This is a genomic window from Pseudomonas sp. HB05, assembly GCF_016756915.1.
In the GTDB taxonomy this organism is placed as follows: domain Bacteria; phylum Pseudomonadota; class Gammaproteobacteria; order Pseudomonadales; family Pseudomonadaceae; genus Aquipseudomonas; species Aquipseudomonas alvandae.
In genome coordinates this window covers 386977-413471 of record NZ_JAESPG010000001.1, presented here as the reverse complement: position 1 = coordinate 413471, position 26495 = coordinate 386977, and the positions used below count along the sequence as shown (strand labels likewise).

Genomic DNA, 26495 nt, shown 5'->3' with positions numbered 1-26495 from the left:
TCACCTATCATGCGTCTCAAACTTGCTGTCGCGACCCTAGCCTTGCTGTCTCTTCCTGTGGGCTCGGCAATGGCCGACACGTTTTGGCGTAACGTCATCTCGTCCGGTGCAACCACCGGATCCACCTACCTGACCTTCAAGGATCACAAGCTGATCGTCGCCGCCCAGGACGACGCCGGCAGCTTTGTCGCCAGTGACGGCAGCATCCGTGGCCCTTACCTGGAAGCCGCGATGCAGAAAGTCCGTGCCGACAACCCAGGCCTGCAGGCCACCGACATGGAACTGGCCAACGCGATCCTGGCGAAGAACGCCGTCGCCCAGGATTGATTCCCGGCCCATAAAAAATGCCGCTCGATTGAGCGGCATTTTTTTGCCCGAAAATATTATCAGGCTGCCCGCAGTACCCAGTGCGGGAGCGGGCTTGCTCGCTCCCGCATTAGATCCGGGTTATTCGCCGATTGCAGCTTTGTAGCCGGCAGCGTCGAGCAGCTTGTCCAGCTCGGCCTTGTCGCTTGGCTTGAGCTTGAAGATCCATGCCCCGTACGGGTCGGAGTTCAGCAGCTCTGGCGAACCGCTCAACTCTTCGTTGATTGCAATCACTTCACCCGAAACTGGGGAATAGATATCGGAAGCGGCCTTGACCGACTCCACCACACCGGCTTGATCGCCCGCAGCAAAAACCTTACCGACCTCAGTCAGCTCGACAAACACCACATCGCCCAAGGCTTCCTGCGCGTGATCGCTGATGCCCACGGTGACAGTACCGTCGGCTTCCAGGCGCGCCCACTCATGGCTTTCGGCGAAACGCAGTTCGGCAGGGATATCACTCATATTCTGTGTCCTCAAGAGAAGTGTCAGCGGCCGGCGGCCCGCCGTAAAAAGGTTAGATCAGGGTTTTGCCATGGCGGACGAAGGTCGGCTTGACCACCCGTACCGGGTACCACTTGCCACGAATTTCCACCTCGGCACGGTCGGCGGTGGCCATTGGGACACGAGCCAAGGCAATTGACTTGCTAAGCGTAGGAGAAAAACTACCACTGGTGATCTCCCCTTCGCCAACATCTGCGATTCGAACCACTTGATGGGCGCGCAAGACTCCCCGTTCTTCAAGCACCAACCCCACCAATTTGTGCTGCACGCCCGCAGCGAGTTCGGCTTCCAGCGCTTCGCGGCCGATGAATTGGCGACTGGCCGGCTCCCAGGCGATGCTCCAGGCCATGTTCGAAGCCAAGGGCGAAACATCCTGGTGGATGTCCTGGCCATAGAGGTTCATGCCAGCTTCCAGGCGCAGGGTGTCGCGGGCGCCGAGGCCAATGGGTGAAATACCGGCGCCCACCAGGTCGTTGAAAAAGCTTGGGGCTTCATGGGCCGGAAGAACGATTTCAAGACCGTCTTCTCCGGTATAGCCGGTACGAGCGATGAACCAATCACCGTCGGCGCGACCTTCGAAAGGCTTGAGTTGCTGAAGCAATTGGCCGCGAGATTGCGTGACCAGTTCAGCGATCTTGTGCCGGGCGTGAGGCCCCTGGATCGCCAGCATCGCCAGTTCGGGACGCTCATGCAATTGCACGTCGTAATCGCCGAGCTGCGCCTGCATCCAAGCCAGGTCCTGATCGCGGGTCGAAGCGTTGAACACCAACCGATAGCCGTCCTCGACCCGGTAGATGATCATGTCGTCGACAATGCCGCCATGCTCATTGAGCATGGCGCTGTACAGCGCACGGCCCGCGTCCTGCAAGCGATCGACATCGTTGGCCAGCAAGCGCTGCAACCAGGCTTTGGCCTGGGGACCGGCAACGTCGATCACGGTCATGTGGGATACATCGAACACACCGCAATCGCGACGCACCTGATGGTGCTCTTCGACTTGCGAGCCGTAGTGCAAAGGCATATCCCAACCGCCAAAATCGACCATCTTCGCGCCGAGGGCGAGATGAAGGTCATACAGAGGCGTACGCTGTCCCATGGGTTTCTCCTTCCGGGCTTGGCGAAGGTGCGGACGGGCACTGCACAGCACGAGCATCTGAAAAGAAGAGTTTTCTGACGCTCCCAGCTACCCGGTCCGACAGACGGACCGCACCGAATGCCGCGCATTGTATCCGCATGATGTAGGACTGGCACCTAGGAGGACGCTCAATAATTGAGATCGCCTGCTAGGGGTTTCGATGGGCCGAACGTCGTATCAATCCGATGACCGGTAACAGCCCCACCAGCACCAGCGTCAACGCCGGCAACGCTGCCCTGGCCCATTCTCCCTCACTGGTCATTTCAAAGATCCGCACCGCCAGGGTGTCCCAACCGAACGGGCGCATCAGCAAGGTCGCGGGCATTTCCTTGAGCACATCGACGAATACCAGCAGCGCCGCACTCAGGGTGCCCGGCAACAGCAATGGCAGATACACCTTGAAAAACAATCGCGGTCCACTGACGCCGAGGCTTCGGGCGGCCTCGGGCAAGGACGGACGAATGCGCGCCAGGCTGCTTTCCAATGGACCGTAGGCCACCGCCAGGAAACGCACCAGGTACGCCAACACCAGAGCCGAAAGACTGCCCAGCAGCAGCGGTTTGCCCGCACCGCCGAACAGGCTCGACAGCGGAATGACCCACTCACGGTCCAGATAGCTGAACGCAAGCATGATCGAGACCGCCAGCACCGAGCCCGGCAACGCATAGCCCAAGTTCGCCAGACCGACACCGGCGCGGATGGCGCGGGTCGGCGCCAGTCGTCGGGCAAAGGCCAGCAGCAAGGCGACGCATACGGTAACCAGCGCAGCCAAGCCGCCCAGATAAAGGGTATGGACGATCAGCCCGGCATAACGCTCGTCCAGGTCAAAACGACCGCGCTGCCAGAACCACACCACCAGTTGCAGCACCGGAATGACAAAAGCGCAGGCAAACACCAGGAAACACCAACCGCTGGCGGCCAGCGCCTTGAGCCCTTGCAGGGGGTAAAGCGCCTTGACCCGAGGTCGCTCGTTGCCGGCTCGCTGGGCACCCCGGGCTCGGCGCTCACCGTAGAGCACCACCATCACCGCCAACAGCAGGAGACTTGCCAGTTGGGCCGCACTGGAGAGGCTGAAAAAGCCGTACCAGGTCTTGTAGATCGCCGTGGTGAACGTGTCGAAATTGAACACCGACACCGCGCCGAAGTCCGCCAGGGTCTCCATCAAGGCCAGCGCTACGCCCGCGCCGATTGCCGGCCGCGCCATCGGCAACGCCACACGCCAGAACGCTTGCCATGGCGACTGCCCCAGCGCCCGGGCCGCTTCCATCAGTCCTTTGCCCTGGGCCAGGAAAGCACTTCGGGCGAGCAGATAGACATAGGGGTAGAACACCAGGACCAGAACCAGGATCACCCCGCCAGTGGAACGCACCCGGGGCAGGCGCAGGCCGCTGCCGAACCATTCACGCAGCAGCGTCTGTACGGGGCCGGCAAAATCCAGCAGGCCAACGAATACAAATGCCAGGACATAGGCAGGAATCGCGAACGGCAGCATCAACGCCCAGTCGAGCCAGCGTCGGCCGGGAAACTCGCAAAGACTGGTGAGCCAGGCCAGGCTGACGCCCAACAGCGTCACGCCGATGCCCACGCCAAGGATCAGCGTCAAGGTATTACCCAACAGGCGCGGCATCTGGGTTTCCCACAGATGGGACCAGATCTGCTGATCGATGCTTTGCCAGGACAGCAGCAGCACACTCAAGGGCAGCAGGACCAACGCAGTGACGGCGAAGACCAGGGGATACCAGCGGCGTTGGGCGGGGTGGGCCAAGGAAAACTCTCGTTAAATGGTCACGTGGCAAGGGAGCTTGCTCCCGCTGGCTCTGTAGGAGCTGGCGAAGGCTCGGGCCGCGTTCGGACGATCTTTTGATCTTTTGATCTTTCGTTTGAGATTCAAGTGTCTGGGGAAAGATCGCAGCCTCGTTCCACTCGACAGCTCCTACCAGCTCCTACCAACTCCGACCAGTCCCTGCCAGCTCCTACAGGCCCGGTGGGAGCAAGCTCCCTCCCACAGGTGTTAATTCCAACCAGCACGATCCATCATGCGGATGGCTTCGGCCTGGCGCTTACCCGCGACTTCCACCGGCAACGTATCGGCCTTGAACTTGCCCCAGGCGGCAACTTCCTTGGAAGGCTCCACTTTCGGGTTCGCCGGGAATTCCTGGTTCACGTCGGCAAAGATGTTTTGCGCTTCAGGCGTGGTCATCCATTCCACCAGCTTCTTCGCGGCCTCCGGGTGCGGCGCATGCTTGGTCAAGCCAATGCCCGAAAGGTTGATGTGCACGCCCCGATCGGCCTGGTTCGGCCAGAACAGCTTGACCTTCAAGTCCGGCTTCTGCTGGTGCAGGCGGCCATAGTAGTAGGTGTTGACGATACCGACATCACACTGGCCGGCATTGATCGCTTCAAGCAGCGCAGTGTCGTCGGAGAACACGTCGGTAGACAGGTTCTTGACCCAACCCTTGAGGATTTCCTCGGTTTTTTCCGCCCCGTGGGTTTCGATCAGGGTCGCGGTCAGGGACTGGTTGTAGACCTTCTTCGACGTCCGCAGGCACAAGCGGCCTTCCCATTCCTTGCCCGCCAGGGCCTCATAAGTGGTCAACTCGCCCGGTTTGACCCGGTCAGTGGAATAGACGATGGTCCGCGCCCGCAGGCTCAAGCCGGTCCAGGCGTGGGAGGACGCACGATATTGAGGCGGGATGTTGGCGTCTATGACCGGCGAGGTGAAGGGCTGGAGGATCCCCATCTGCTCGGCTTGCCAAAGGTTGCCGGCGTCCACGGTGAGCAGCAGGTCGGCGGTGGCGTTCGCACCTTCGGCCTTGATCCGCTGCATCAGGGGCGCTTCCTTGTCGGTAATGAACTTTACCGCTACGCCGGTCTTCTTGGTGTACGCATCGAAAACCGGTTTGATCAATTCATCGATGCGCGAGGAGTAGACCACCACCTCATCGGCGGCCTGGGCAGCGGAAGTGCCAATCAGGGCCAAGGCGAGGGCGGACAGCAGGCGTTTTGTGGCCAACATGGTAGCGGTCTCTCGATTGTGAACGGAGCGCAAATGATAAGGACTCACATTTAGCACCACAATCGGACAGTGGGCAGACACGTTTCCAAATGTTGCAGCGGTGGGGTCGAGGTGGCTGTTCCGGCCTCATCGCGAGCAGGCTCGCTCCCACATTGACCTGCTTTCACATAACCCTGTGGGAGCGAGCCTGCTCGCGATGAGGCCATGAGCCCAACCCACCTCTCAGGCCTTGGCCAAATCCGGCAAATCCCCAATCAACCCGAGCGCCTCGCGCACGAACAGCGCCTTGGCCTCAGGCAGGCGATCCACCAGTTTCAGCCCGGTGTTACGCAACCAGCGAACCGGCAGCGGATCGGCCTGGAACAACCGTTCGAACCCCTCCATCGCCGCCATCAACGCCAGGTTGTGAGGCATGCGTCGCCGCTCGTAGCGGCTCAATACCTTCACGTCCGCCAAGCGCTCGCCGCGTCCGGCCGCTTGCAACAGCACTTCAGCCAGCACGGCGGCGTCGAGGAAGCCGAGGTTCACCCCCTGCCCGGCCAACGGATGGATCGTATGGGCCGCGTCGCCAATCAGTGCGAGCCCTTCGGCCACGTAGCGCTTGGCGTGGCGTTGGCGCAGCGGCACGCACAGGCGCGGGTCGACAGCGAGAACCGTGCCGAGCTGACCTTCGAAAGCACGTTCCAGTTCGTCGCGGAACGCTGCGTCATCGAGCGCCATCAGGCGCTGCGCCTCGCCGGGGGTCGTGGACCAGACGATGGAACACCAATCCTGCTGGCCGTCGCGCGCAAGCGGCAGGAAGGCCAGCGGGCCGTTGTCGGTAAAACGTTGCCAGGCCGTCAATCGATGGGGCTTGGCGGTGCGCACGCTGGTCACGACGGCGTGGTGCAGATAATCCCATTCGCGCGTAGCGACACCGGTCAAGCGGCGCACGGCAGAATTCGCGCCGTCGGCGGCAATCACCAGCGGTGCCCGCAAGGTTCGGCCGTCAGCGAGGGTCAACAGCCAGTCATCACCGGAGCGGCGCATCTGCTCCAGGCGCGCACTGGCCAGCAAGCCCAGGTCGCAGTCATGCAACCTGTCCAGCAAGGCATCCTGAACGACGCGGTTCTCGACGATATGCCCCAGCACTTCGGCATGCAGGCTGGCGGCAGAAAAATGAATCTGCCCGGTGCCGCTGCCATCCCAGACGTGCATGTCGGTATACAGGCTGGCGCGCCGTCCGGTGATGCCGTCCCAGACGCCAAGGCGTTCGAGAATCCGCTGGCTGGCCGCCGACAAGGCGCTGACCCTCGGCTCGAACGCCGCCTGTGGATCAAAGGGCTTGACGCTCATCGGGCTGCCGTCGAGCAACAGCACTTGCAGGCCACTGCCCTGCAACGCCAGCGCCAGGGCGCTGCCGACCATACCGGCGCCGACAATCAGCAGATCTGCACGCAATTCCATGCTTTAAGCCTGTGTAGCTGGCGACATGAGCCGCCCGTGAAAAAAATACCCCGGCTCACGCATCGGGACGGGTTCCCAGGCCCATGGCCTGGCGAGCGAACCAGCGTTTGGCCGGCGGCAACAGATCAAGGCCCAACAGGCCCAGATTGCGTCCCACGGACACCAACGGCAGATCGCTGGCGAACAAGCGTGTCACCTGGTCCGAGAATCCCACGGTCAGGGCCTGATCCATCCGCTGGCGCTCACGATAGGCCTGCAGCACGGCGAAATCGCCAGGCGTGCTGTCGCTTTCCAGCAAGGCATCGGCCAGGGCTTGCGCATCGCGCAGGGACAAGTTGAACCCCTGTCCGGCGATCGGATGCAGGCTATGGGCGGCATTGCCCAGGATCACCAAGTGCGGACGGACCTGTTCTTCAGCCTCCACCAGCGCCAAGGGGTAAAGATGCCGCGCGCCGACCTGCTTGAGCGCGCCCAACCGATAGCCAAACACCTCCTGCAGTTCACTGAGGAAGCTGCGCTCGTCCAATGCCGCCAGGCGTTGCGCATCCATCCCCTGCCGGGTCCAGACCAACGCACAGCGATTCTCCGGGAGCGGCAACAGGGCCATCGGACCGTCATCGGTAAACCGTTCGAACGCCATGCCGTTATGGGCTTCGCCCGGCGTGATGTTGGCGATCAACGCGCTCTGGTCATAAGGTCGGTTGCGCACACCGACCCCCAACTGCTCCCGCAGGCCGGAACGACCGCCGTCGGCAAGCACCGCCAGGTCGCACTCGAGGACGGTTTCGTCGTCGAGGGTCAGGCGATAACCCTCGACTTGCGGCTCCATCCGAGTGACCTGCGCCGGACAGCGCCAACTGACGACCTCCGGATCCAAGCCCTGCCACAGGCACTGGCCGAGCCAAGCGTTTTCCACGACATAGCCGAGGGCCGGCACGCCCTCTTCCATCGCGGACAGCCGCGCCGTGGAAAACCGCCCGCGATCGGACACGTGGATCTGCTTGATCGGCTCGGCGCGGCGGGAAATCTCCTGCCACAGGCCCAAGCGTTGATAGATCTGCCGGGCGCCGAATGAAAGCGCCGAGGACCGCGCGTCATAGCTCGGCTGCCAGGTGTCGCCAGGTGCAAAGGGCTCGATCAGCATGATCTTCCAGCCCCGCGCCTTTGCACCGGCCTGCAACGCCAGCGCAAGGCTCGCGCCGACCAGGCCGCCGCCGACGATTGCCACATTGACCCGGCTCATGCCGCCTGGGTCCGTGCAGCGGCCATCAGGGCCTCGATATCGGCGACCGTCCTGGGCAAGCCACGGGTCAGGATTTCACAACCGGTCTTGGTCACTACCACGTCATCCTCGATGCGCACGCCAATGCCGCGCCATTTTTTCGCTACGTTGCGGTTGTCCGGCGAGATATAAATTCCCGGCTCCACCGTCAACGTCATGCCTGCTTCCAATACGCGCCATTCGCCACCGACGCGGTATTCGCCCACATCATGCACATCCATGCCCAGCCAATGGCCGGCGCGATGCATGTAGAACGCCCGGTAGGCTTCGCTGGCAATCAGCTCATCCACGTCGCCCTCAAGCAAGCCCAGGCGCACCAACCCTTCGGTGATGACCCGGACCGTCGCTTCATGGGCCTGGTTCCAGTGTTTATCCGGCGCGACTTCAGCGAACGCCGCTTCCTGGGCGGCCAGCACCACTTCGTAGATCGCCTTCTGCTCGGGCGAAAACTTGCCGCTGACCGGCCAGGTACGGGTGATGTCGCTGGCGTAGCAATCGATCTCACAACCGGCATCGATCAACACCAGGTCGCCGTCCTTGAGCAGCGCGTCGTTCTGCTGGTAGTGCAGGATGCAGCTGTTGCGCCCCGCCGCGACGATGGAGCCGTAGGCCGGCATTTTTGCGCCGCCCTTGCGGAATTCGTAATCGAGCTCGGCTTCCAGGCTGAACTCATACAGCCCGGGCCGAGCCGCCTGCATCGCCCGTATATGCGCCTGGGTCGAAATCCGGGCCGCTTCGCGCATCACTTTCACTTCCGCTGCCGATTTATACAGGCGCATGTCGTGAAGCAGATGATCCAGGGCAACGAATTCGTTCGGCGGCTGGGCGCCGAGGTTGGCCTTGGAACGGATCACATTGATCCACTCCATCAGGTGCCGGTCGAATTCAGGGTTGCTGCCCATGGCCGAGTACACCCGGTCGCGACCTTCGATCAGGCCCGGCAGGATGTCGTCGATATCGGTGATGGGAAATGCGTCGTCGGCGCCGTAGTCTCGAATTGCGCCCTCCTGGCCGGCGCGCAGTCCATCCCATAGCTCACGCTCGGCGTTGCGTTCGCGGCAGAAGAGGACGTACTCGCCATGGGCCCGGCCGGGCATCAGCACAATGACCGCCTGCGGCTCGGGAAAGCCGCTGAGGTACTGGAAATCGCTGTCCTGGCGATAGACATGCTCGACGTCGCGGTTGCGGATAGCAACGGCGGCGGCGGGCAGGATTGCGATGCTGTTGGGTTCCATCTGCGCCATCAAGGCCTTGCGGCGACGACTGTATTCCGATTTCGGGATATGAATCATGGGCAGACGGTGTTCCCTTTCAAGCGATCAGTGCAAGGATGGCTTGGCAGCCGGCTCAGCGGTTTTCTTGGTCTCGGTAAACAGTAGCAGTGGCGCGACCCGAAGATATTCCATCACTTCCATATAGTCGCTTTCGCCGTCGTCGGATTCTTCCAGGGCATCCTGGACCTGAGAGATGGCCGCCAGGTCTTGCAGCACTTCCTTGGCTTCATCGCTCAGGGTGTATTCGCGGCGGGTCAGGCCGAAACCGGCGAGGAAGCCCTGGCACCACTGGCCCAGCGCGGCGGCGCGTTCGCTCAACGGCGCATCGTCGGTCGGCAGGAGCAGGACGACGGTCATGTCATCGCTGGTCAACTCACCCTTGACCATTTCCTGCAGGCCGATGAGCGCGTTGCGCACGTTGTCGGCAGGCTCGCCTTCGAGCATCTCGGCGGCGTCGGCCAGCCAGCCATCGGCGTCGAAACCGGCGCCGGCACAGCTGCGACCGAGCAGCAAGCCATGCAGTTCGGCAGGCGAGACAGGATGACCGCTGGTGCTCAGCAGGGTGGCGAATGCTTGATACGGGGAATTCTGAATGGGCATGGGCAGCTAGGCGCCAGACGGCGCTATGTCTAGAATGGAGGCCTTGTATCCTACATCGACAGACTCGCCAAGACCATTAAAGGCTGTGCGACCCTTATTCCCCATCAGACACAATCCTCAGTGGACACAATGGAAGATACCGACCTGCAAGCGCTGATGGCCAGACTCGAGCTGCTAATTGAACGGGTCGAGCAACTTAAGAGCCAAAACGGACTCTTATTAGCTCAGGAAAAAACCTGGCGCGAGGAACGCGCGCACCTCATTGAAAAAAACGAAATCGCCCGGCGTAAGGTCGAATCGATGATTTCGCGCCTCAAGGCCCTGGAGCAAGACTCATGAGTTCAAGCAATAGCGTCACCGTGCAGATCCTCGATAAAGAATATTCGATCATCTGCCCCCAGGAAGAGCGCAGCAACCTGGTGAGCGCCGCCCGTTACCTGGACGGCAAGATGCGCGAGATCCGCAGCAGCGGCAAAGTCATCGGCGCCGACCGCATCGCCGTGATGGCCGCCTTGAACATCACTCACGACCTGCTACACCGCCAGGATACGCCCGACCTACAGGTCAGCGGCTCGACCCGCGAACAGGTGCGCGACCTGCTGGAACGGGTGGATTTGGTACTGGCCACTGATCCGGACGTCAGCAAGGGCTGATTCGCGAGGCTGCCTGGGGTATACTTGCGACACTCCCTGGGGTGCTTGCCAGTTGGTGATGTCCCTGAGCCGATACGCACAACCACGGGGGTTGCACGTTGGGGCCGGTGTGCATGTCCGCTTGACGGAAAGCCTTAACGCCTCCTGCAACTTCCACCTTGAACTTTCGGGTTCAAGGGCTAAGCCGACAGCGGTTCATCCGGGGAGCCTGATTCTCGACACAATGCCAGTCATCATGACTGGCATTGTCGTTTCTGCTTTCGCCATTTCTGGCCTGATCATTTGCGGTTACGCTGTGGTGATGACACCGCCTCGTGAAGCCTCGATATGACAGAACCTGCGCTGCTGCCTCGCCCGCAACTCCGACGCCTGCTGCGCCAGGCCCGTCGTGCCCTGACGCCGGCCCAGCAGCGGGAAGCGGCCCGCGGGCTCTACAGGCAACTGGCCCAGCATCCACTGTTTCGCCGCGCGAAGCACATTGCGCTTTACCTGCCCAACGACGGCGAGATCGACCCGCGCCTGCTGCTGCGCGCGGCCCAGCGTCGAGGCAAGTCGACCTACTTGCCGGTACTGAGCCCCTGGCCGCAGACCAAGATGGTGTTCCAGCGCATTCACGCCGGCGAAAAAATGCAGCCCAACCGCTTTCGTATCCCGGAACCGCGCCAGAACATCGCCCGGCAGCGCAAGGTCTGGGCCCTGGACCTGGTGTTGTTGCCGTTGGTGGGATTCGATGACGCCGGAGGTCGACTGGGCATGGGCGGCGGCTTTTATGACCGCAGCCTGGCGTACCTGGCACGACGTAGACAGTGGCGCAAGCCGACGCTGTTGGGGCTGGCCCATGAATGCCAGAAAGTCGAACGATTGGCACAGGCAAGCTGGGACGTGCCGCTGCAAGGAACGGTCAGCGACAAGCGATGGTATATCGCGGGATAGACGCCGCGGTGATCAGCGGCCCCTGGAAAGCGGGCTCAGCGCTTGAGCGATTGTGCGGGCTGGGTGATTTCCACCGGCGCATCGGTCTTGTTGGCCCAAAGGCTTTGGGCGTAACCCGTGGTCACGACACCCAGGCCAAACAGAATGACCAGTATCCACAACAAATCCGGTTTGCGTTTCATCGATTGCCCCCCTCAAGGCATATCACACACGATGACAGCAGCGGTTTTCTTATTGGCCGTGCAGCAGCGTCAAGCTTGGAAGGCCGGCATTTTGCGGCAACCCGGACCCACACGCAAACTCTGGCGTCAACCGACTGTCGGTTTGTCATAAAATCGCTGAACTATTTTTTTCCACATCGCCCAGGAGTAGAAATCATGGCCCATTGGCTGATGAAATCCGAGCCCGACGAATTGTCCATCCAGGGCTTGGAAAAGCTCGGCCAAGCGCGCTGGGACGGCGTTCGCAACTATCAGGCGCGCAATTTCCTGCGGGCCATGGCGGTGGGCGATACGTTCTTTTTCTACCATTCCAGCTGTCCCGAGCCAGGCATCGCCGGGATCGGCAAAATCATCCAGGCTGCCTACCCAGACCCTACTGCCCTGGAGCCTGACAGCCACTATTTCGACCCCAAGGCCAGCCCGGAAAAAAATCCTTGGACTGCGATCGATGTCGCCCATATCGAGACGTTCCCACGCGTACTCAAGCTCGACTACCTAAAACAGCAGGCCGCCCTTGCCGAGATGCCGCTGGTACAGAAAGGCTCGCGGCTGTCGGTGATGCCGGTGACAGCCGAACAGTGGGCGGCGGTGCTTGCGCTGCGCTGACTAGCGATGAGTTGATGGACATCAAGCTGAGCCGGTTATTGATGCTGCAGACTTCGACGCTACAGCAGCAGGATGCCGGACATGTCGACGAACCATCGTACCTCTCGCTTTTTTGCCCTCGCCTTGATGGCTGTGTTGCTGGCTGCCGGCGGTTTCGGCTACTGGAAGTCGCGCCATGATCGCCTGCCGGACGGTTTGAGCCTGGGCAACGGTCGCCTCGAGGCCACCGAAGTCCAGATCGCCAGCAAGACGCCCGGGCGCCTGGCCGAAGTCCATGTCGATGAGGGCGACAGCGTCATCAAGGGCCAAGTGCTGGCACGCATGGACACCCGGACCCTGGAGGCCCAGCGCAACCAGGCCGAGGCCGAAGTCTTACGTGCCCGGCAAAATCTGGCCGCCACCCAGGCCAATGTACAGTTTCGCCAGAGCGAACAATTGCTCGCCCATCAGGAACTCAAGCGAACCCAGGAACTGTTCAAGCGCGGTTACGCCAGCGGCCAGGTCATCGATCAGCAGCAAGCCCGCGTCGACACCGCCAATGCAGCGGTCAACGCCGCCCGGGCCCAGGAATCGGCCGCCAATGCGGCCATCGGCGCGACCCTGGCCCAAGTGGCCCAGCTCACCAGCGAAATAGATGACAGCACGTTGCGGGCACCGCTCGACGGCGTGATCCAGTTGCGCCTGGCCGAGCCCGGTGAAGTGCTGGGCGCCGGCGGTCGAGTATTGTTGATGATCGACCCGAACGATCAATACATGAACCTCTACCTGCCGGCGTCGGTGGTCGGGAAACTGGCAGTGGGCGATGAGGCACGACTGCTGCTGGACGCCCTGCCCGAGCGACCGCTGCCGGCGAAGGTCAGTTTCGTCGCGGCCAAGTCCCAGTTCACCCCGAAAGAAGTCGAAACCCGCGATGAACGCCAGAAACTGGTATTCCGCGTCAAAGTGCGCCTGACCCGTCCCGGCGAAGTGCCCCAGGCCAAACCCGGCATGCCCGGCGCCGGCTATGTGCGAACCGCCCCCATTGATTGGCCGGCCAACTTGCAATGAGCATCGCCCCCAGCGAAGCATTGCACGCCTCGGGCATTGAGCATCGCTACGGCCAGCACGCGGCGTTGAGCGATATCACCTTTAGCCTGCCCGCCGGCACTCGCTGCGGCCTGATCGGCCCGGACGGCGCAGGCAAGTCAAGCCTGCTGGGGTTGATCGCCGGGGTAAAAAAACTTCAGCACGGCAAACTGGACGTGCTGGGTGCATCGATCAATGATCGACGCCATCGCAATACGCTCTATCGACGCATTGCCTTCATGCCTCAAGGGCTGGGAGGCAACCTTTACCCTGATCTGTCGATACGCGAGAACATTCGGTTTTTCGGCACGCTGTTCGGGTTATCGCGGACCGAATGCGACCAACGCATGAATACCTTGCTACTGGCCACCGACCTGCAACTTTTTGCCGACCGTCCGGCGGGCAAACTGTCCGGCGGCATGAAACAGAAGCTCGGCCTGTGTTGCGCGCTGATCCATGAACCGGACCTGCTGATTCTCGACGAACCCACCACCGGCGTGGACCCGCTGTCCCGGCGGCGCTTCTGGGAACTGATAGAAGGCGTGCGCCGACAACGGCCGCAACTGACCCTGCTGGTCGCCACGGCGTACATGGAAGAGGCCGAACAATTCGAACATTGCCTGATGCTCGACAACGGTCGCTTGATCGCCAAGGGCTTGAGCGCAGAGCTGGCAAAGATCACCCCGGATGGCAAGCTCGACTCGGCTTTCACCCACTTCCAGGGCAACCGTGGTCGCGACACCGAACCGTTGCTGATCCCTGCGAGGAACGCCAACACCACCGACATTGCCATCCAAGCCCACGACCTCACCTTGCGCTTCGGCGATTTTACTGCCGTCGATAACGTCAGCTTCGCGATTGGCCGCGGTGAAATCTTTGGGTTCCTGGGCTCCAACGGTTGCGGCAAGACCACCACCATGAAGGTGCTGACCGGGCTGATCCCCGCCAGCGAAGGCAGTGCCAAGCTGCTGGGCAACCCGGTCGACGCCAAGGACCTGGCCACCCGCAAGCGAGTGGGTTTCATGTCCCAGAGCTTTTCGCTGTACGGCGAACTGAGCGTGCGCCAGAACCTGACGCTGCACGCGAAGCTGTTCGACCTGCCCACGGCGGACAGTCGCCAGCGCATCGATGAGTTGATCCAGCGCTTCAATCTCCGGGCGCTGGCGGACCAACCTTCCGGCGCGCTGCCACTGGGCCTTCGCCAGCGTTTGTCCCTGGCGGTGGCGGTGTTGCATCGCCCGGAAGTCCTGATCCTCGATGAGCCGACCTCAGGTGTCGATCCGGCGGCGCGGGATGATTTCTGGCGGCTATTGGTCGAGCTGTCTCGCGAGCAGGGCGTGACGATTTTCCTTTCCACGCACTTCATGAACGAGGCCCAGCGCTGTGACCGCATTTCATTGATGCACGCCGGCAAAGTATTGGCCTGTGATACGCCGACGGCTTTACAGGCGCAATTCAACGGCCCGACGCTGGAAGCCGCGTTTGTCACTTGCCTGGAAAGAGCCCAGGGCGAGACGCAGCAGGACCCCGCCCCAGTGGCCCTCGACAGCGCCGACACACCCCGGGACCAGCGCGGCTTGAGCCTAGGTCGCCTATGGGCTGTCGCCAGCCGTGAAGGTAAGGAGCTGCTGCGCGACAAAGTACGGATGGCCTTCGCCCTGCTGGGGGCCCTGTTCATGATGGTGGTCTTCGGCTTCGGTATTTCCCTCGATGTAGAAAAACTGGCCTTCGCTGTGTATGACCAAGACCAGAGCCCGCAAAGTCGCACGTACCTGGAAGCGTTCCGCAGCTCACGCTACTTCGAGGAGCAGCCAATCATCCGTGACGCAAAGGAGCTGCACCGACGCTTGCAGCGCTCCGAGATCAAGCTCGCCCTGGAAATACCACCCGGTTTCGGCCGTGACCTTTACGCTGGCCGTCAGCCAACCGTGGGCGCCTGGCTGGATGGCGGCATACCGTTTCGGGCCGAGACCAGTCGCAACTATGTCCAGGCCGTCCACGCGGCTAACCTTGAGCAATTGGCTGAATCGAGCAGTCGCGCGCTGGCCCGGCAACCCGGCGCGACGCTGGAGACGCGCTTTCGTTATAACCAGGACGTGGTCAGCGTCAACGCTATCGGCCCCGGGGTCATGGCGCTGATCCTGGCATTCATTCCTGCCATGTTGACTGCGCTGGGTATCGTGCGGGAGAAGGAACTGGGTTCGATCACCAATTTCTATGCCACGCCGCTGACCCGACTGGAATTCCTGCTAGGTAAACAGGTTCCCTACCTGGTCGTCAGCCTGATTAACCTGGCCCTGCTGACTGCCATGAACCGCTGGCTGTTCGGCGTGCCATTCAAGGGCAGCGGCGTGACGCTGGCGTTGGGCGGCCTGCTCTATGTACTGGCGACCACCAGCATGGGGCTGCTGATCTCGGCATTCACACGCACCCAGATCGCGGCGATCCTCGGCACCATGATTATCACCAGCCTGCCGACCATTCAGTTTTCCGGACTGATCGTGCCGCGCTCGTCCCTGGAAGGTGCAGCCTCGGTGATGGGCCAGTTGTTTCCCGCCGGGTACTTCCTGGATATCGCCGTCGGTACCTTCACCAAGGCCCTGGACCTGCGCCAGCTCTGGCCACAATGCCTGGCGTTATGCGGTTTTTTCCTCGGTTTCACCGGACTCAGCCTGATCATGCTGAAAAAGCAGGAGGCCTGATGCACACGCTTTCACATATCTGGCGTCTCGGGCTAAAGGAACTGACCAGCCTGCGCTATGACTCCGTCCTGCTGCTGTTCCTGGGCTACGCCTTCACGGTGGCGATCTACATGCCGGCCGCCGGTTCAGTGGTCGGCGTCCACCATGCCAGTGTCGCCATAGTGGACGAAGACCAGAGCCAACTCTCGCGTGAACTGGCCCAGGTCCTGCAGCCTCCGGAATTCCAGAGCCCGGTGGCCTTGCCCTATGCCGACCTGGACAAGGTCATGGACAGTGGCCGCTTCACCTTCGTCATCAACGTGCCCGCCAACTTCCAGGCCGACCTGGTCGCAGGACGCGAACCAACCCTGCAACTCAACGTCGACGCCACGGCCATGAGCCAGGCGTTCATGGGTGCCGGCTACATCGGGCGGATTTTCCAGCAGGAATTGGCGGCCTACGCCGGTCAGGCAGAAACGAGCGAGCGAACGCCCGTGAGGCTGACCACCCGCTCGCTGTTCAATACCAACCTTGAAGGTGGCTGGTTCCTGGCGGTGATCCAGATCGTCAACAACATCACCATCCTGGCCATCATTCTCACCGGGACCGCGCTGCTACGCGAACGTGAGCATGGCACTCTCGACCATTTGCTGGTGCTGCCGCTGACGGCATTGGAAATCATGCTGGCGAAAATCTGGAGCAACCTGCTGGTGGTGGTGCTGTGCACCTGGGCATCGCTGGAAATCATCGTCAAATTCGCACTGGGAGTACCGCTTGCTGGCTCCATGGTGCTCTTCCTGCTGGTGACCGCACTCTATCTGTTCGCCAGCACATCGCTGGGCATCTTCCTCGCCACCCTGGCCCGTTCGACGCCGCAATTCGGCTTGCTGGCGATCCCGGTCATCATCCCAATGCTGCTGTTGTCAGGCGGCAGTACGCCGCTGGACAGCATGCCGCAGTGGTTGCAATGGGTGATGCAGGGCTCGCCGTCGACGCATTTCGTCAGCCTCAGCGCGGCGATCCTGTTCCGAGATGCCGGCCCTGGCGTGATTTGGCCGGACCTGCTGGCGCTGGCGATCATCGGGCTTTTGTTCTTTGCAATCGCCCTGGCCCGGTTTCGGAAAAGCCTGGCGTCTTGACGAAAAAAAGCAGCCTTGGCCAGCGCCAGGAGATCCGGGCACGGCCCAAGGCTGCGATCGAGGCGGCTTATTGAATGATCAGGTTATTGAACAACAAATCCTCAACCATCGGCTTGCCGGTCTCGTCATTCATCACTTGCTGGGTTTGCTTCAACGCTTCCTGACGCAGCTTCTCCTTGGCCTCGAGGTTGTTCATCGTCTCGGTCGTCTGCTGGGCGAACAGCGCCACCAACTGGTTGCGAATCAACGGCTCGTTAGCCTTCACCGCTGCAGCGGCGGCGTCACCGGTTACGCGCAGGGCGACGTCGGCCTTGTAGACCTTCAGTTTGGCTGTACCGTCCAGCCCATAATTCCCCACGAAGGGAGGGCTCAGGGTGATGTAACTGACTTTCGGCGCCTCGCCTTCCTTGGCTTCCTTGCCCTCTTCGGCCATCACTGCCGCTGGCAGCGACAGGGCCAGCATCAACATGATCCACGCTTTCACATTCGACTCCTCATCCGGTTTGCGGCCCAGCATACCGACCCGCCGTCCAAGCACAAGCTTATGGCCAGCTATCAGGGCGGGACATGCTCGTTGACCCATTGACTCTCACACCTACACTTATCGGCCATCACTCCCAAAGGAATAGCCCTGATGAAAGCCGTGCTGTGCAAAGAATTCGGTCCCGCCGAATCGCTGGTGCTGGAAGACGTCGCCAGCCCCGTCGTGAAAAAGAACGAAGTGCTGCTGGATGTGCACGCCGCCGGGGTGAATTTTCCTGACACGCTGATCATCGAGGGCAAATACCAGTTCAAGCCGCCCTTCCCGTTTTCCCCGGGTGGCGAAGCGGCGGGCGTGGTCCGTGAAGTAGGCGAAAAGGTCAGCCACCTGAAAACAGGTGACCGGGTCATGGCACTGACCGGCTGGGGCAGCTTCGCCGAACAGGTGGCGGTTGTGGCCTACAACGTATTGCCGATTCCTTCGTCCATGGATTTCAACACGGCTGCCGCTTTCAGCATGACCTATGGCACGTCGATGCACGCCCTCAAGCAGCGGGCCAACCTCCAGCCCGGTGAAACCTTGTTGGTGCTTGGCGCTTCCGGCGGCGTCGGTCTGGCGGCAGTGGAAATCGGCAAAGCCATGGGCGCTCGCGTGATCGCCGCCGCCAGCAGCGCGGAAAAACTTGCCGTGGCCAAGACCGCCGGCGCCGACGAGCTGATCAACTACACCGAAACCAGCCTCAAGGACGAAATCAAGCGCCTCACCGACGGCCGGGGCGCCGACGTGATCTACGACCCGGTGGGCGGCGACCTGTTCGACCAGGCCGTGCGCGCTATCGCCTGGAACGGCCGTCTGCTGGTGGTCGGTTTCGCCAGCGGCCGCATCCCCGAACTGCCAGTAAACCTGGCCTTGCTCAAGGGCGCCTCGGTGGTCGGCGTGTTCTGGGGATCCTTCGCCCAGCGCCAGCCCCAGGACAACGCGGCCAACTTCCAGCAACTGTTCGGCTGGTTCGCCGAAGGCAAGCTCAAGCCGCTGGTGTCCCAGGTTTATCCGCTGGACAACGCGGCGCAGGCGATCAACGACCTGGGGCAGCGCAAGGCTGTGGGCAAGGTAGTTGTGCAAGTTCGCTGAACCCGTACCGATTAAAAAAGGCCAGAGCCATTGATAGAGGGTTCTGGCCTTTTTCTTTCCAATGACCGCGCCGTAATTCCTGCCAACCACAAATTCAAACCGATTTGGCGGTAGATATTTACCGCCCATTTCTAAAGCAACTCCCGAATCTCCTTCGGCAACATCCTCATATACCGCGTCGCGGGAAACCTTCCGCAGCGCTGTACGATCGAGGGCAGCAGCCGGTTGAACCGGGCGATCAGCGCCAGGCGCTCGGCTTCCGGTAGCTGCCTGACGAAGAAGACATTGGACAGGTAGCTGCGCGTGTAATGGAACGGGAGCAGGTCCCGCACCTGCAATCGGTCGCTGGCATAGGCGTTGATGTCCGAGCATCGCCAGGTCTTGATCCATTTATTGGCATCGATCGGCGTGTCATCCAGGCGAAACTCGAACGGCGCCACGACGCGTACTTGGGCGGAATGTTCGTCATCCGCCGTCCAAGGCTGGAAACGCCATTCAACCAGCGCCCCTCGAACCGCTTCGGTAAACTCCGGATGGTCGCTGTGCAGGATCGTGATCTCATCCACACGACCATCGGTGTGTACGGTGAAACTGGCCTTGACCGCGCCCATGATCCCGGCCCGGTTCAGAGCTGTCGGATACTCCGGCTTGGGATTGTTCTCCGGCACCAGCACCCTTTCCCCCGCCCAACTCGCGCCAGCCAGACACAGCCACAACGTCACAGCGCACCACCTCATACCCGACCCCTTGTTTGAATGCCTGAACCGACAAACGTAAAGGGTAAGGGCGGTGTCTCGTGGATTGAATGGCGACGCTTCCCATTCGATTGAAGGACGTTTCCCTGTTTCTTGTCATGTAAAGCTGCCGGGAGATGCCACTGCGACGATTCCTACAGCGCCGTCAGTTTATGCGCACGCGACATGTTCACTTAAGAACATGGCCTATCGAAATTTCCGCTTTTTATGCGACAACGAGCGATGCTATTTTCGGTAACGAAACTGTAACATTCGCATCCGCCACCACAATAAAAACCTGGAGCTCTTGAATGTTTGCTTTCTTTCGACCTGCCGCACATCAGGCCGCCCTGCCTGAAGAAAAAATAGACAGCACTTACCGACGCCTGCGCTGGCAGATCTTCGCCGGGATTTTCATCGGCTATGCCGGTTATTACCTGCTGCGCAAGAACTTCTCCCTGGCGATGCCGTATCTCATCGACGAGGGCTACACCCGTGGCCAGCTTGGCTTGGCCATGTCGGCCATCGCCATCGCCTATGGCTTGTCGAAGTTCTTGATGGGCCTGGTGTCCGACCGCTCCAACCCGCGCTACTTCCTGCCGTTCGGCTTGCTGGTATCCGCCGGGGTGATGTTCATTTTCGGTTTCGCACCCTGGGCGACCTCCAGCGTGACGATCATGTTCATCCTGCTGTTCATCAACGGCTGGGCCCAAGGCATGGGCTGGCCGCCAAGCGGGCGGACCATGGTGCACTGGTGGTCGCAGAAGGAACGCGGTGGCGTGGTTTCGGTGTGGAACGTGGCGCACAACGTGGGCGGTGGCCTGATCGGCCCGCTGTTCCTGCTGGGCATGGCCTGGTTCAACGACTGGCACGCGGCTTTCTATGTACCCGCTACCGTAGCGCTCGCCGTTGCGGTGTTTGCCTTCGCAACCATGCGCGATACCCCACAATCGGTTGGCCTGCCACCGATCGAGAAATACAAGAACGACTACCCGGAAGGTTACGACGCCAGTCACGAGAACGAATTCAGCGCCAAGGAAATCTTCGTCAAGTACGTGCTGCGCAACAAGATGCTCTGGTACATCGCCATGGCCAACGTCTTCGTCTACCTGCTGCGCTACGGCGTGCTGGACTGGGCGCCGACCTACCTCAAGGAAGCCAAGGGCTTCACCGTGGACAAAAGCTCCTGGGCCTACTTCTTCTATGAGTGGGCCGGCATCCCGGGCACGCTGTTGTGTGGCTGGATGTCCGACAAGATCTTCCGCGGCAACCGTGGCTTGACCGGCATGGTGTTCATGGCCCTGGTGACCGTGGCAACCCTGGTGTACTGGCTGAACCCGGCCGGCAACCCGACCGTCGACATGATCGCCCTGGTTTCCATCGGCTTCCTGATCTACGGCCCGGTGATGCTGATCGGTTTGCAGGCATTGGAACTGGCGCCGAAAAAAGCCGCCGGTACCGCCGCGGGCTTTACCGGCCTGTTCGGGTATTTGGGTGGTTCAGTCGCGGCCAGTGCAGCCATGGGCTACACCGTGGACCACTTTGGTTGGAACGGCGGCTTTGTGCTGCTGATCGGCGCCTGCCTGCTGGCGATGGCGTTCCTCGCGCCAACCCTGTGGCACAAGCAGATCGCCAGTCAGAGCCGCGAAGCGGTCGCCTGATCCAGCGCTGATCGACAGCGCTTGAGCCGCGCCTCCAGGTTCCGGTCTGGCATGGCGTGGCTGCGCAGGGCGTGGATGGTCTGCTCGACATAATCGCGAGTCGTGCCATAACGCCCGCAAGCGCTTTCAAACACCTGGCTCAGCACATGGTCCGGCAGGTTGCCGGCATAGCTGGGCAGGTGTCGCTCCAGCACGAAGCCCAAGGCTTGTACCCGATTGCCATTCTCTAGACGGCACGTCAGCCAGTGCGGACGATAGGACGGGACCGGCATCTCGCGCTGCCACAGCGCGAACAGCGAATCCTCGAGGTTCTCCTCCGGCAACCGGTAGGCGAATCCGCTGCAGGACCCGCCGCGATCCAACCCAAACACCAACCCTGGCAATTCCGGGGTGCCCCGGTGTTCGTGGGACCATAGATACAAGCCGCGATGATAACCATGGACCCGGCCACGCATTCGCTCCACCGCCGTGCATTCCGGACGCCAGATCAACGAACCGTAGGCGAACAGCCAGACCGGGCCGCCCTGGTGAAGGCTCATGGTCGATCGCATCGAGGCGAGCAATTGTTCACGGGTCAATTGGGCACCCAGCTCGAGCCGGGGCGGGTACAGGGCGCAGGTTATGGCGGATTCGATAGCGGTCATGGCCGGTAGCGGATGGCTCCTCGCGGGAAAATAGAGCGTCATGGCGTTGACGTTTGTGAGGATCAAGGCAAGTTAAATGCCATTACGTCCGCATATACGTTATCGGTATCTGGCCCGCCAGCTAAATACCGAAACGCAATATGGGAAGTTATATCGATGGGTAACGTGGCATCCGCTTTGGTGGCGAGGGGATTTATCCCCGCTGGGCTGAGCAGCAGCCCCAAACAAGGCACTGAGTGGGCCAGGAAGATTGAGTTCACTGCATTAGGGCTGCTGCGCAGCCCAACGGGGATAAATCCCCTCGCCACAAAAAGCTCAACTGAGCCTGGGCTGATAAGTACAGCTCAAGCCCGCGGCGCATACGCGAACACATCGGCGCGCATCTGATGGGCGTCCATGCCGGCTTCCACCAGCGCATCGAGCGTGGCGTAGATCATGGCCGGCGAGCCGCTGGCGTAGACGTAGACACCGGAGAGATCGCTGATGTCCTCGCACACTGCCTCGTGGAGCATGCCGCAGCGCCCCTCCCAACCACAAAGATCGCTGACGACTTTGTGCAGATACAGGTTTGGCAGCTTCTTCCACTCGTCCCAGTGTTCGATTTCATAGAAATCTTCCGGCCGCCGCACACCCCAATACAGATGCACCGGGTGCTTGAAGCCTTGGGCGCGGCAGTGCTCGATCAGGCTGTGCATCTGCGCCATTCCGGTGCCGGCGGCAATCAAAACCAGCGGGCCATCCGGGAGTTCGGACAAATGGGTGTCGCCGAATGGCATCTCGATACGCACATTGGGGTTGCGCTGCAGTTGCTCCAAAAGCGTTTGCGCACTGTTTTCGCGCACCAGCACATGCAATTGCAGGTCGCGCCCCGAGTGCGGCGCCGAGGCCAGGGAGAACGCCGACTTCTCACCGTTCTCCCGCTCGATCATCAAGTATTGCCCGGCGTGATAGCGCGGAGGCTTACCCGCCGGCGCACGCAAGTGCACCCGCCAGACATCGCCACCAACATCGGCGCACTCGATCACCTGGCATGCGAGAGTGCGCACCGGCAGCTCACCCGGCGACAGCACGCCATCCCACAGCAGCACGCAGTCCTCCAGAGGTTCGGCGATGCAGGTAAAGACCTCACCGTGGTCACGCACTTCACCGGCCTGCTCCACGCGACCTTCCACCAACAACGCGCCACAAACGTGACAGTTGCCGTTGCGGCAGCTCTGTGGGCATTCGTAGCCCAGGCGCCGCGCGCCATCGAGTATCCGCTCGGCCGACTCTATCTCCAGCACCGCACCGGAAGGCTGCAAGGTTACACGCATCAATCTATTCCTAACTGATTCCAGATGGCATCGATCCGTTGGGTAACGGCTTCATCCTTGACGATAACCCGGCCCCATTCGCGGGTGGTTTCACCGGGCCATTTATGCGTGGCATCGAGGCCCATCTTCGACCCCAGGCCAGACACCGGCGAGGCGAAGTCGAGGTAGTCGATCGGCGTGTTCTCGATCATCACCGTGTCGCGCTTGGGGTCCATGCGCGTGGTGATGGCCCAGATCACGTCATTCCAGTCCCGTGCGTTGATATCGTCGTCAGTGACAATAACGAACTTGGTGTACATGAATTGTCGTAAAAACGACCAGACGCCCAACATGACCCGCTTGGCGTGCCCCGGATACGACTTCTTCATGGTCACCACGGCCATGCGGTACGAGCAACCTTCGGGCGGCAGGTAGAAATCGGTGATTTCCGGGAATTGCTTTTGCAGGATCGGCACGAACACTTCGTTCAGCGCGACACCGAGAATCGCCGGCTCGTCAGGCGGACGACCGGTGTAGGTGCTGTGGTAGATCGGCTTGATGCGGTGGGTGATGCGCTCGACGGTGAACACCGGGAAGCTGTCCACCTCGTTGTAGTAACCGGTGTGGTCGCCGTACGGCCCTTCATCGGCCATTTCGCCGGGGTGGATCACGCCTTCAAGGATGATCTCGGCAGTGGCCGGCACTTGCAGGTCATTGCCTCGGCATTTCACCAATTCGGTACGGTTGCCGCGCAGCAGGCCGGCAAACGCATATTCGGAAAGGCTATCGGGCACCGGCGTGACCGCGCCGAGGATCGTGGCGGGGTCCGCGCCCAGGGCGACGGACACCGGGAATGGCTGGCCAGGGTGTTTTTCACACCACTCACGGTAATCCAGCGCGCCGCCCCGATGGCTCAGCCAGCGCATGATGACCTTGTTACGGCCGATCACCTGCTGGCGATAGATGCCCAGGTTCTGGCGGTCTTTGTTCGGGCCTTTGGTGACGGTCAGGCCCCAGGTAATCAGCGGCCCTACGTCGCCTGGCCAGCAGGTCTGCACGGGCAGCATGGCCAGGTCGACATCGTTGCCCTCGATCACCACTTCCTGGCAGATCGCGTCCTTGACGACCTTCGGCGCCATGGAAATGATCTTGCGGAAAATCGGCAGTTTGGACCAGGCGTCCTTCAGGCCCTTCGGCGGCTCGGGTTCCTTGAGGAACGCCAGCAGCTTGCCGATTTCGCGCAGCTCGCTGACGGCTTCCGCGCCCATGCCCAAGGCCACGCGCTCCGGCGTGCCAAACAGGTTGCCCAGCACCGGAATGTCATAACCCGTCGGGTTTTCAAACAGCAACGCCGGGCCTTTGGCCCGAAGCGTGCGGTCGCAGATTTCCGTCATCTCCAGCACTGGAGAGATAGGAACCTGAATGCGTTTCAACTCGCCGCGCTGTTCAAGCTGCTGCACGAAATCCCGAAGATCCTTGAATTTCATTGAGATGCCACCCCGAAAATAGGCGTACATCCTACCTGCTCTAACGCCCAAACAGCAGCCCGTGCGTGCGCGGCGGCGATCAATTGCCGGTTGACCCCAGCAACACCGGGGCAAACAGCGGGCTCAGCCGGGCACTACCGAGATCAGACAGATGGTCCTCGTCCTTGTACTGCGAGTAACCGTTGACCTCAATGCTGCAGACCTGCCCCGCACACATCAACGGGGTCGGGTCAATGACATGCACACCGGGATCGGCGCTACTCATTGAGTCAAACAAGGCACTGAGGAAATGTTGACGGGCCAAGTGCTCCTCAAGTGGGCGACCCAACCCTTCAGCTGAACGCCCAGCCCGCGCCAGGCTCGTCAATCTGCTGATAGCGCCCTTGCGCTGCAGCGGCACTTCCTTGAACAACCAAACCTGTACGCCCGCCGCCCTCAACATCGCGACCCGAGCCTTGAGCGCCGCAGCCATACGCGCCTCGGCTTCGGCCGTATTGTCGGAGGCGTTGAGCAATACCTTCTTGTCGCCGTCCTCACGGCCGTATACGTACAGACTCCAATTGGAAGCCAGCACCACATCCTTGATCTGCAGGTGACGAACCTGTTCCATGGTCTTTTCGTTGAAGTCCCTGCAGCGCTGGCGCAGGTCATCGCTGACGATTGGCGGACAGGCGCTCATGCTGTAAAGCCAAACCGGGCGCCCCTCACGCGTGGCATTGTCTTCAATCGCCGGCAACAGCGCAGCGGCGTGGCTATCGCCCCAAAACAGTTGGGTCGCCGGCGCCTCTTTGCGTTCGCCAACCAGGCAGGCCTTGTCCAGGTTCTTGTCAGAAGTCACGAGCATGCATTCCATCTGCCCAGCCTTCCAATCCCGCGCTTGCGCATACGCCAACGCCTTGCCGGTAAGGCGCTGGGGAAAGCCATCCGCTGAACGCACCACCGAACCTGTCACCGCCAGGGCGACCATGGCCAACAAACCGCCCACCAACACCGGCTTGCGCCCGGGCAACACGCGTTTTTCACGAAACGGAAGCTCTACGAAGCGCCAGCTCAACCAGGCAAGACCCAACGCCAACAGGATCCAGCCCACGGCTTCCAAATGCCCGATACCGTCGATGGAAACGGCATTGGCGTAGACGTAGACCGGCCAATGCCACAAGTAAAGGGAATAGGAAATCAAGCCAATCCAGACGAGCACCCTGGTACCGAGCAGTCGGGCGACCCAGCTCGAACCCTGCCCCCCAGACCATATCAGCGCAGTGGCGCCGAGGACCGGCAGTAAAGCAGCCCAACCTGGAAACGTCGTGGCCCTGTCAAAAGTGAACACCGCCGCCAGCACCGCTGCCAACCCGGCCACGCCCGCCAAGTGACAGACCCACGGCTTCGTGATGTGTCTCGGCTTTGGCAATACCGCAAGCATCGCACCGCACAACAGCTCCCAAGCGCGTGTCGGCAACGAGAAGAAAGCGACATCAGGTTTGCGGTCGATATAAGCGACGTTGAGCCCGAAGGAAATCAGCAATACGGCAAACAGCATCCAGCGCCAATGACGAACATGGCGCATCAACAACACCATCAGCAACGGGAAGAAAATGTAGTACTGCTCTTCGACGGCCAAGGACCAGGTATGAAGCAGCGGTTTCAGATCCGACGCTGGCTCGAAGTAACCGTCCTCACGCATGAACAAGATGTTCGAAATGAACAGCGACTGGTAACGAACCGTTCGGCCAAGCTCCGAAAAATCCTTGGCGGTCAGCAACAACCAGCCCAAGGCTAACGTCACCAACAGCACCAGGCTCAAGGCTGGGAGGATGCGGCGCGCACGTCGAGCCCAGAAGTCGACGAAACTGAAGCGCTGCGCACTGATCTCGCGAAACAGGATACCGGTGATCAAGAATCCGGAGATGACAAAGAAAACATCGACCCCGACAAAGCCGCCACTGAACGTGCTGAAGCCGAAGTGAAACAGTACCACCGGAATAACGGCCAGGGCCCTCAAGCCATCGATGTCACGGCGATTGCCAAACGTGTGCATAACGCTCCTTGTCGTTTGAAGTACAGACGTCAACAGCAAGGACACTGCTGGTCTTGGAAAGTTGTCCATTTTGATACATTCAGCCGAAAAAAAGGGCGCCCTGTGTGGG

Annotated in this window: 25 protein-coding genes and 1 other RNA gene; 11 read left to right on the top strand and 15 right to left on the bottom strand. The window is 61.1% G+C overall.

Annotated elements, in window-relative coordinates; genetic code table 11:
* Positions 1-6 precede the first annotated feature (6 nt).
* Complete coding sequence (locus JMN22_RS01885; protein ID WP_172680574.1) at positions 7-327, top strand: DUF2388 domain-containing protein; 321 nt, start codon at positions 7-9, stop codon at positions 325-327.
* 120 nt (positions 328-447) lie between these two features.
* Here JMN22_RS01885 and gcvH read toward each other — a convergent pair whose 3' ends face one another.
* The 8 genes from gcvH to JMN22_RS01845 form a co-directional block, all read right to left on the bottom strand.
* A complete protein-coding gene (gcvH, locus tag JMN22_RS01880) occupies positions 448-831 on the bottom strand; it encodes a glycine cleavage system protein GcvH (protein ID WP_030138117.1) in 384 nt (127 codons plus the stop codon).
* 52 nt (positions 832-883) lie between these two features.
* Positions 884-1966: a glycine cleavage system aminomethyltransferase GcvT gene (gene gcvT / locus JMN22_RS01875; RefSeq protein ID WP_198797505.1), complete on the bottom strand. Its 1083-nt coding sequence runs from the start codon at positions 1964-1966 to the stop codon at positions 884-886.
* Between the two features lie 187 nt (positions 1967-2153).
* Positions 2154-3770 (bottom strand): ABC transporter permease, encoded by a 1617-nt coding sequence (locus JMN22_RS01870; protein WP_198797506.1) that lies wholly within the window; start codon positions 3768-3770, stop codon positions 2154-2156.
* A gap of 246 nt (positions 3771-4016) precedes the next feature.
* Positions 4017-5021 (bottom strand): extracellular solute-binding protein, encoded by a 1005-nt coding sequence (locus JMN22_RS01865; RefSeq protein ID WP_198797507.1) that lies wholly within the window; start codon positions 5019-5021, stop codon positions 4017-4019.
* 222 nt (positions 5022-5243) lie between these two features.
* A complete protein-coding gene (locus JMN22_RS01860) occupies positions 5244-6461 on the bottom strand; it encodes a 2-octaprenyl-3-methyl-6-methoxy-1,4-benzoquinol hydroxylase (protein WP_198797544.1) in 1218 nt (405 codons plus the stop codon).
* 61 nt (positions 6462-6522) lie between these two features.
* Entirely contained in the window at positions 6523-7710 is a 1188-nt protein-coding gene (gene ubiH / locus JMN22_RS01855; RefSeq protein ID WP_198797508.1) for a 2-octaprenyl-6-methoxyphenyl hydroxylase, read from the bottom strand.
* Positions 7707-9041, bottom strand: a complete 1335-nt coding sequence (gene pepP / locus JMN22_RS01850) for a Xaa-Pro aminopeptidase (RefSeq protein ID WP_198797509.1) — start codon at positions 9039-9041, stop codon at positions 7707-7709. Before pepP ends, ubiH begins: the two co-directional genes overlap by 4 nt.
* Before the next feature lie 27 nt (positions 9042-9068).
* Positions 9069-9623, bottom strand: a complete 555-nt coding sequence (locus JMN22_RS01845; RefSeq protein WP_030138124.1) for a YecA/YgfB family protein — start codon at positions 9621-9623, stop codon at positions 9069-9071.
* A 129-nt stretch (positions 9624-9752) separates the two neighbouring features.
* On the opposite strand from JMN22_RS01845, the gene JMN22_RS01840 reads away from it, so the two are divergent.
* The 4 genes from JMN22_RS01840 to JMN22_RS01825 all read left to right on the top strand — a co-directional run bounded on the left by JMN22_RS01840 (position 9753) and on the right by JMN22_RS01825 (position 11209).
* On the top strand, positions 9753-9962 hold the full coding sequence (locus JMN22_RS01840) for a TIGR02449 family protein (protein ID WP_030138125.1): 210 nt from the start codon (positions 9753-9755) through the stop codon (positions 9960-9962).
* The gene (locus JMN22_RS01835) at positions 9959-10276 is read left to right on the top strand and encodes a cell division protein ZapA (protein WP_030138126.1); all 318 of its coding nucleotides are present in this window, start codon (positions 9959-9961) and stop codon (positions 10274-10276) included. The genes JMN22_RS01840 and JMN22_RS01835 overlap by 4 nt, the downstream gene beginning before the upstream one ends.
* A 30-nt stretch (positions 10277-10306) precedes the next feature.
* Positions 10307-10486, top strand: a non-coding RNA gene (gene ssrS / locus JMN22_RS01830) — 6S RNA.
* Positions 10487-10603: 117 nt separating this feature from the next.
* The gene (locus JMN22_RS01825; protein ID WP_198797510.1) at positions 10604-11209 is read left to right on the top strand and encodes a 5-formyltetrahydrofolate cyclo-ligase; all 606 of its coding nucleotides are present in this window, start codon (positions 10604-10606) and stop codon (positions 11207-11209) included.
* 35 nt (positions 11210-11244) lie between these two features.
* On the opposite strand, the gene JMN22_RS01820 is transcribed toward JMN22_RS01825, so the two are convergent.
* Positions 11245-11391, bottom strand: coding sequence for a hypothetical protein (locus tag JMN22_RS01820; protein WP_085987032.1), 147 nt, complete (start codon positions 11389-11391; stop codon positions 11245-11247).
* Positions 11392-11586: 195 nt separating this feature from the next.
* On the opposite strand from JMN22_RS01820, the gene JMN22_RS01815 reads away from it, so the two are divergent.
* The 4 genes from JMN22_RS01815 (at position 11587) to JMN22_RS01800 (ending at position 16921) form a co-directional block, all read left to right on the top strand.
* On the top strand, positions 11587-12036 hold the full coding sequence (locus JMN22_RS01815) for an EVE domain-containing protein (RefSeq protein ID WP_030138128.1): 450 nt from the start codon (positions 11587-11589) through the stop codon (positions 12034-12036).
* An 81-nt stretch (positions 12037-12117) separates the two neighbouring features.
* Positions 12118-13083, top strand: coding sequence for an HlyD family secretion protein (locus tag JMN22_RS01810; RefSeq protein ID WP_030138129.1), 966 nt, complete (start codon positions 12118-12120; stop codon positions 13081-13083).
* Positions 13080-15803, top strand: a complete 2724-nt coding sequence (rbbA, locus tag JMN22_RS01805) for a ribosome-associated ATPase/putative transporter RbbA (RefSeq protein ID WP_198797511.1) — start codon at positions 13080-13082, stop codon at positions 15801-15803. Before JMN22_RS01810 ends, rbbA begins: the two co-directional genes overlap by 4 nt.
* Positions 15803-16921 (top strand): ABC transporter permease, encoded by a 1119-nt coding sequence (locus JMN22_RS01800; RefSeq protein ID WP_198797512.1) that lies wholly within the window; start codon positions 15803-15805, stop codon positions 16919-16921. Before rbbA ends, JMN22_RS01800 begins: the two co-directional genes overlap by 1 nt.
* Positions 16922-16988: 67 nt before the next feature.
* On the opposite strand, the gene JMN22_RS01795 is transcribed toward JMN22_RS01800, so the two are convergent.
* The gene (locus JMN22_RS01795; RefSeq protein WP_030138132.1) at positions 16989-17405 is read right to left on the bottom strand and encodes a flagellar basal body-associated protein FliL; all 417 of its coding nucleotides are present in this window, start codon (positions 17403-17405) and stop codon (positions 16989-16991) included.
* A 150-nt stretch (positions 17406-17555) separates the two neighbouring features.
* Here JMN22_RS01795 and JMN22_RS01790 point away from each other — a divergent pair, with 150 nt between their 5' ends.
* Positions 17556-18533 (top strand): NADPH:quinone oxidoreductase family protein, encoded by a 978-nt coding sequence (locus tag JMN22_RS01790; RefSeq protein WP_198797513.1) that lies wholly within the window; start codon positions 17556-17558, stop codon positions 18531-18533.
* Positions 18534-18664: 131 nt separating this feature from the next.
* Here the strand turns inward: JMN22_RS01790 and JMN22_RS01785 are convergent, their stop codons facing one another.
* Positions 18665-19270: an energy transducer TonB gene (locus tag JMN22_RS01785; RefSeq protein ID WP_198797514.1), complete on the bottom strand. Its 606-nt coding sequence runs from the start codon at positions 19268-19270 to the stop codon at positions 18665-18667.
* 308 nt (positions 19271-19578) lie between these two features.
* On the opposite strand from JMN22_RS01785, the gene glpT reads away from it, so the two are divergent.
* Positions 19579-20928, top strand: coding sequence for a glycerol-3-phosphate transporter (gene glpT / locus JMN22_RS01780; RefSeq protein ID WP_030138135.1), 1350 nt, complete (start codon positions 19579-19581; stop codon positions 20926-20928).
* Here glpT and JMN22_RS01775 read toward each other — a convergent pair.
* The 4 genes from JMN22_RS01775 to JMN22_RS01760 form a co-directional block, all read right to left on the bottom strand.
* On the bottom strand, positions 20904-21572 hold the full coding sequence (locus JMN22_RS01775; RefSeq protein ID WP_030138136.1) for a gamma-glutamylcyclotransferase: 669 nt from the start codon (positions 21570-21572) through the stop codon (positions 20904-20906). The genes glpT and JMN22_RS01775 overlap by 25 nt on opposite strands.
* Positions 21573-21916: 344 nt before the next feature.
* Entirely contained in the window at positions 21917-22885 is a 969-nt protein-coding gene (locus tag JMN22_RS01770) for a CDP-6-deoxy-delta-3,4-glucoseen reductase (RefSeq protein ID WP_198797515.1), read from the bottom strand.
* Positions 22885-24351 carry a 4-hydroxy-3-polyprenylbenzoate decarboxylase gene (gene ubiD / locus JMN22_RS01765; protein WP_198797516.1) on the bottom strand — a complete coding sequence of 489 codons (1467 nt, stop codon included), beginning with the start codon at positions 24349-24351 and terminating at the stop codon, positions 22885-22887. Before ubiD ends, JMN22_RS01770 begins: the two co-directional genes overlap by 1 nt.
* Positions 24352-24430: 79 nt before the next feature.
* Positions 24431-26386, bottom strand: coding sequence for an acyltransferase family protein (locus JMN22_RS01760; RefSeq protein WP_198797517.1), 1956 nt, complete (start codon positions 26384-26386; stop codon positions 24431-24433).
* Positions 26387-26495 lie beyond the last annotated feature (109 nt).

Coding starts and splice junctions, on each gene's coding strand:
- JMN22_RS01815 (WP_030138128.1), top strand. CDS start 11,587: ATGGCCCATTGGCTGATGAAATCCGAGCCCGACGAATTGTCCATCCAG.
- rbbA (WP_198797511.1), top strand. CDS start 13,080: ATGAGCATCGCCCCCAGCGAAGCATTGCACGCCTCGGGCATTGAGCAT.
- JMN22_RS01865 (WP_198797507.1), bottom strand. CDS start 5,021: ATGTTGGCCACAAAACGCCTGCTGTCCGCCCTCGCCTTGGCCCTGATT.
- JMN22_RS01800 (WP_198797512.1), top strand. CDS start 15,803: ATGCACACGCTTTCACATATCTGGCGTCTCGGGCTAAAGGAACTGACC.
- JMN22_RS01775 (WP_030138136.1), bottom strand. CDS start 21,572: ATGACCGCTATCGAATCCGCCATAACCTGCGCCCTGTACCCGCCCCGG.
- JMN22_RS01835 (WP_030138126.1), top strand. CDS start 9,959: ATGAGTTCAAGCAATAGCGTCACCGTGCAGATCCTCGATAAAGAATAT.
- JMN22_RS01825 (WP_198797510.1), top strand. CDS start 10,604: ATGACAGAACCTGCGCTGCTGCCTCGCCCGCAACTCCGACGCCTGCTG.
- JMN22_RS01810 (WP_030138129.1), top strand. CDS start 12,118: ATGTCGACGAACCATCGTACCTCTCGCTTTTTTGCCCTCGCCTTGATG.
- JMN22_RS01820 (WP_085987032.1), bottom strand. CDS start 11,391: ATGAAACGCAAACCGGATTTGTTGTGGATACTGGTCATTCTGTTTGGC.
- glpT (WP_030138135.1), top strand. CDS start 19,579: ATGTTTGCTTTCTTTCGACCTGCCGCACATCAGGCCGCCCTGCCTGAA.
- JMN22_RS01785 (WP_198797514.1), bottom strand. CDS start 19,270: ATGAGGTGGTGCGCTGTGACGTTGTGGCTGTGTCTGGCTGGCGCGAGT.
- ubiH (WP_198797508.1), bottom strand. CDS start 7,710: ATGAGCCGGGTCAATGTGGCAATCGTCGGCGGCGGCCTGGTCGGCGCG.
- JMN22_RS01770 (WP_198797515.1), bottom strand. CDS start 22,885: ATGCGTGTAACCTTGCAGCCTTCCGGTGCGGTGCTGGAGATAGAGTCG.
- gcvH (WP_030138117.1), bottom strand. CDS start 831: ATGAGTGATATCCCTGCCGAACTGCGTTTCGCCGAAAGCCATGAGTGG.
- pepP (WP_198797509.1), bottom strand. CDS start 9,041: ATGATTCATATCCCGAAATCGGAATACAGTCGTCGCCGCAAGGCCTTG.
- JMN22_RS01845 (WP_030138124.1), bottom strand. CDS start 9,623: ATGCCCATTCAGAATTCCCCGTATCAAGCATTCGCCACCCTGCTGAGC.
- JMN22_RS01840 (WP_030138125.1), top strand. CDS start 9,753: ATGGAAGATACCGACCTGCAAGCGCTGATGGCCAGACTCGAGCTGCTA.
- gcvT (WP_198797505.1), bottom strand. CDS start 1,966: ATGGGACAGCGTACGCCTCTGTATGACCTTCATCTCGCCCTCGGCGCG.
- ubiD (WP_198797516.1), bottom strand. CDS start 24,351: ATGAAATTCAAGGATCTTCGGGATTTCGTGCAGCAGCTTGAACAGCGC.
- JMN22_RS01790 (WP_198797513.1), top strand. CDS start 17,556: ATGAAAGCCGTGCTGTGCAAAGAATTCGGTCCCGCCGAATCGCTGGTG.
- JMN22_RS01760 (WP_198797517.1), bottom strand. CDS start 26,386: ATGCACACGTTTGGCAATCGCCGTGACATCGATGGCTTGAGGGCCCTG.